5 protein-coding genes and 1 pseudogene are annotated in these 4,495 nt (G+C 68.6%); 1 reads left to right on the top strand and 5 read right to left on the bottom strand.

The window, feature by feature from the left end:
• From JMF90_RS25510 to JMF90_RS25525, 4 genes are all read right to left on the bottom strand, one after another.
• Positions 1–309: carboxyltransferase domain-containing protein (locus tag JMF90_RS25510; RefSeq protein WP_201325576.1), on the bottom strand; the 309-nt coding region annotated here is incomplete at its 3' end.
• Complete coding sequence (locus JMF90_RS25515; RefSeq protein WP_077180404.1) at positions 306–1,763, bottom strand: acetyl-CoA carboxylase biotin carboxylase subunit; 1,458 nt, start codon at positions 1,761–1,763, stop codon at positions 306–308. The genes JMF90_RS25510 and JMF90_RS25515, both read right to left, overlap by 4 nt.
• Positions 1,764–1,767: 4 nt before the next feature.
• Positions 1,768–2,010, bottom strand: a complete 243-nt coding sequence (locus JMF90_RS25520) for an acetyl-CoA carboxylase (protein WP_077180403.1) — start codon at positions 2,008–2,010, stop codon at positions 1,768–1,770.
• Between the two features lie 22 nt (positions 2,011–2,032).
• Positions 2,033–2,815: a 5-oxoprolinase subunit PxpA gene (locus JMF90_RS25525; protein WP_077180402.1), complete on the bottom strand. Its 783-nt coding sequence runs from the start codon at positions 2,813–2,815 to the stop codon at positions 2,033–2,035.
• A gap of 259 nt (positions 2,816–3,074) precedes the next feature.
• On the opposite strand from JMF90_RS25525, the gene JMF90_RS25530 reads away from it, so the two are divergent.
• Complete coding sequence (locus tag JMF90_RS25530; protein WP_006483476.1) at positions 3,075–3,992, top strand: LysR family transcriptional regulator; 918 nt, start codon at positions 3,075–3,077, stop codon at positions 3,990–3,992.
• Between the two features lie 79 nt (positions 3,993–4,071).
• Here the strand turns inward: JMF90_RS25530 and JMF90_RS25535 are convergent.
• Positions 4,072–4,495: pseudogene (locus tag JMF90_RS25535) on the bottom strand (biotin synthase BioB); the annotation flags it as partial.

Here is a 4,495-nt window from a genome sequence, read left to right on the forward strand (position 1 = left end):
GTGTGTCCACGGGTCGTTGTACAGCACCGGCACCTCGACGATGCGCGTATCGAGTTCGAGCGGCGCGTCGCCGACCTCGGCCTCGATCGCCTTGAGCAGCGCGACGAGCGTGTCGGGCTCGATCACGTCCGGGTCGTAGCGCACCTGGTAGGACGCGTTCGCCGGACAGATCTCGGTGATGCCCGGCACCGCGCGCCGCTGCAATTCGCGCGTGATCGCCGTGCCCTTGAAGAAGGCGTCGAGCGACATCGCCTCGCTGATCTCGACGAACACGAACTCGTCGCCGCCGAACGTATAACGGGTCGTCACAGGGCCTCCCCGACGCGCGCGGCGTCCGCGGTTTCGTGCTGCCGGGCGGCGGCCGTCGCGGCCTCGCGCCATGACGGCATCCACGCTTCGAGAAAATTCGTGTGATAGCGGCCCGCGCGCACGTCGTCGTCCGCGAGCAGCGCGACGTGCAGCGGCGCGGTGGTCTTCAGGCCGCCGACCTGCAGCTCGCCGAGCGCGCGAGACAGACGCCGCAATGCGGCCGCGCGGCTCTCGTCGTGCACGATCAGCTTCGCGAGCAGCGAATCGTAGAACGGCGGCACGACGTAGCCCGGATAGAGCAGCGAATCGACGCGCACGCCCGGGCCGGTCGGCCACACCAGTGCGTCGATCCGGCCCGGATTCGGGCGGAAATCCTGCAGCGGATCTTCCGCGTTGATCCGGCATTCGAGCGCGGCGCCGCGCATCGCGATGTCGGCCTGCGCGAACCGCAGCGGCTCGCCGTCGGCGATGCGCAGCGTTTCGCGCACGAGATCGATGCCGGTGATCGCCTCGGTCACCGGATGCTCGACCTGGATGCGCGTGTTCATCTCGATGAAGTAGAACTCGCCGCGCGCATCGTCGAACAGGTATTCGAGCGTGCCCGCGCTGCGGTAGCCGACTTCGCGCGCGAGGCGCGTGGCCGACGCGCACAGCGCGTCGCGCTGCGCCGGCGTGAGCGACGGCGACGGCGCTTCCTCGAGGATCTTCTGGCGGCGCCGCTGCAGCGAGCATTCGCGCTCGAACAGGTGGACGACGTCGCGGCCGTCGCCGAGCACCTGCACCTCGATGTGCCGCGCTCGCGCGATGAAGCGTTCGAGATAGACGCCGCCGTCGCCGAACGCGGCCTGCGCCTCGCGCTGCGCGAGCGGCAGTTCGGCGTCGAGCTGCGCGGCGTCGTGCGCGACGCGGATGCCGCGCCCGCCGCCACCCGCGGCCGCCTTGATCATGATCGGATAGCCGATGCACGCGGCGACCGCGCGGGCCGCGTCGAGCGACTGGACGACGCCGTCGCTGCCCGGCACGGTCGGCACGTTCGCGCGCCGCGCGGTGTCGCGGGCGCGCGCCTTGTCGCCCATCGTCGCGATCACCTGTGCGCCCGGGCCGACGAAGATCAGCCCGGCCGCCTCGACCTGCGCGGCGAACGCCGCGTTCTCGGACAGGAAGCCGTAGCCCGGATGGATCGCGTCCGCGCCGCATTGCCGCGCGGCGTCGAGGATCGCGGCCGGATTCAGATAGCTCTTCGCCGCATGCGACGATCCGATGTGGATCGCTTCGTCGGCCATGCGCGCGGCGAGGCTGTCGCGGTCCGCGTCGCTGACCACGGCGACCGCGCGCATGCCGAGCTCGCGTGCCGCGCGGATCACGCGCACCGCGATTTCGCCGCGGTTCGCGACCAGCACGGTCTTGATCCGCGACGGTCGATAGAAGGTGTCGGGGGCGTTTGCCGGCTTCATCGCATCACCCCTCGATCCGCATCAGCACCTGGCCGGCGTCGACCGGCTCGCCATCGTCGACGAGCAGCTCGACGACGCGGCCCGCCGCATCGGATTCGATCTCGGTGAACTGCTTCATCACTTCGACGAGGCCGACCACCGCGCCGGCCGCGATCGTCGCATCCACCGCGACGTAGTAATCCGCCTCGGGCGACGGGCGTCGGTAGAACGTGCCCGGCAGCGGGCTGACGATGTCGTGCAATGCCATCTTGCGTCTCCTTGAATCGGGTTCAGTGATGAGCGGCGAGCGGTCGCGGGCCGGCGGTCCGGATGCCTTCGCGGACCAGCGCGTCGCGCGTTTCGCGCACGAGTTCGAGCGCGCCGGGCGTGTCGCTGTGGATGCAGACCGAATCGAAATCGATGTCGATGTCGTCGCCGTCGATCGTGCGCACCTTGCCGTCGATGCACGCACGCAGCACCTTGTCGGCCACCTGCTGCGGGTCGAGGCGCCCGACGCGGCGCGTGAACACGATGGAGCCGCTGCGGTCGTAGTCGCGATCGGCGTAGAACTCGCGGATCACCGGCTGTTCGTATTCCCTCGCCACGCGATACGTGACCGACGCTTCCATGCAGTACAGCCACAGGCCGGGATCGACGCGCTGCAGCGTCTCGATCAGCAGCCGCGAGAACGCCTCGTTGGCCGCCGCGTGCATGTAGAGCGCGCCGTGCGGCTTGACGTGCTGCAGGCCCACGCCGTTGAGCCGCGCGAACTCGCGCAGCGCGCCGAGCTGATACAGGATGTCGTGGACGAGCGTCTGCGGCGTTTCGGTGATCGTGCGGCGACCGAAGCCCGCGAGATCGCGAAAGCCCGGATGCGCGCCGATCCCGACGCCGGCGTCGCGCGCGAGCTGCACCGTGCGCGCCATGATGTTCGGGTCGCCGGCATGAAAACCGGTGGCGATGTTCGCCGAGCTGATGAGCGGCATGATCTGCTCGTCGACGCCGTCGCCGATCGTCCACGGGCCGAAACCTTCGCCCATGTCCGAATTCAGGTCGACACTGTGCTTCCTCATACGGTTCGTTCCTCCAGGTTCTCCGGTTTCGCGTGCGCCGCAGCGCGTGTCGACACCGTGTTGAACGCAGGTTAGCCGTGCGGGGTGCGTCAAAATAGTTCTATTTTTATATGCGAACGTATCGATTTTTCAGATATCGCGGGAAGCGGCCGCCCGGCGCCGCGGCAGGCGGATGTGCGCGGGTCGGGCGGGTCCGGATTGCCGCGAAACGGACGGTTGATATGATGGTTGCCATGCCCCCATCAGTTTTCCACCGCGCATGGCCCTGACGCTCAGACAGCTCAAGTACTTCGTCGCGACCGCCGAGCTCGGACAGATCTCGCAGGCCGCGATCCAGCTCACCATCTCGCAGTCGGCCGTGACGAGCGCGATCAAGGAACTGGAGGACAGTCTCGGCACGCAGCTGTTCGTGCGCACGTCGGCGGGCGTGACGCTGACCGATACCGGGCGGCGTTTTCTCAATCACGCGTACACGATCCTGTCGTCGGTCGACGAGGCGATGCGGATCCCGAATCTCGAAAGCACGCTGACCGGCACGCTCGCGATCGCCGCGAGCTACACGGTGCTCGGCTACTTCCTGCCGCATCACGTGCTGCGGCTCAATACGCTCTATCCGCGTCTGACGATCCACCTGCACGAGCTGAACCGCGAGTCGATCGAGGAAGGGCTGATCGCGGGCCGCTACGACATGGCCGTGCTGCTCACGTCGAACGTGTCGAATCCGGAGCTCGTGCTGGAGCCGGTGATCCATTCGGTGCGCAGGCTGTGGGTCGGCGCGCATCATCCGCTGCTGCGGCGCGAGAGCGTCACGTTCGCGGAGGTCGCGCACGAGCCGTTCGTGATGCTGACGGTGGACGAGGCCGGGCAGACCGCGCTGCGTTACTGGAACGAGACGCCGTACCGGCCGAACGTGATCCTGCGCACCTCGTCGGTCGAGGCGGTGCGCAGCATGGTCGCGAACGGCAGCGGTGTCGCGATCCTGTCCGACATGGTGTATCGCCCATGGTCGCTCGAAGGGCGGCGCATCGAGACGATCGTGCTGCGCGACCCGGTGCCGCCGATGAGCGTCGGCCTCGCGTGGCGCAAGAACATCGAGCTGAGTCCCGCGATGCACGCGGTGCGCGACTATTTCCGGCACACGTTCATGGAGCCGCGCGCACTGGGCGGCGCGACCTGAGTGGTGCGCGCGGGCGTGAAAAAGCCGGGGCGCGCCCCGGCTTTTTCGTTGGCGGGCGCGGCGCGCCGGCCGTTGCCGCTTACGCGTTGTCCGACAGCGCGTCGGCCTGGCTCGCGCGGATGCCGAGGCGCTCGAACAGCGCGCGGTCGCGCTGCGTCTGCGGGTTGCTGGTCGTCAGCAACTGGTCGCCGTAGAACATCGAGTTGGCGCCGGCGAGGAAACACATCGCCTGCATCGCGTCGTCGAGCTGCTCGCGGCCGGCCGACAGGCGCACGACGGCCTTCGGCATCGTGATGCGCGCGACCGCGATGGTGCGCACGAACTCGAACGGATCGAGCGGCGCGGTGCCTTCGAGCGGCGTGCCTTCGATCGCGACGAGGTTGTTGATCGGCACCGATTCCGGATACGGGTTCAGGTTCGCGAGCTGCGAGATCAGGCCCGCGCGTTCGCGGCGCGACTCGCCCATCCCGATGATGCCGCCGCAGCACACGTTGATGCCCGCG

It is taken from the genome of Burkholderia sp. E168m23 (assembly GCF_016586125.1).
GTDB classification, from domain to species: Bacteria; Pseudomonadota; Gammaproteobacteria; order Burkholderiales; family Burkholderiaceae; genus Burkholderia; species Burkholderia orbicola.

What these genes read in the sequence shown, in the direction of transcription:
- JMF90_RS25515 (WP_077180404.1), bottom strand. Translation starts at nt 1,763, where the DNA reads ATGAAGCCGGCAAACGCCCCCGACACCTTCTATCGACCGTCGCGGATC.
- JMF90_RS25520 (WP_077180403.1), bottom strand. Translation starts at nt 2,010, where the DNA reads ATGGCATTGCACGACATCGTCAGCCCGCTGCCGGGCACGTTCTACCGA.
- JMF90_RS25525 (WP_077180402.1), bottom strand. Translation starts at nt 2,815, where the DNA reads ATGAGGAAGCACAGTGTCGACCTGAATTCGGACATGGGCGAAGGTTTC.
- JMF90_RS25530 (WP_006483476.1), top strand. Translation starts at nt 3,075, where the DNA reads ATGGCCCTGACGCTCAGACAGCTCAAGTACTTCGTCGCGACCGCCGAG.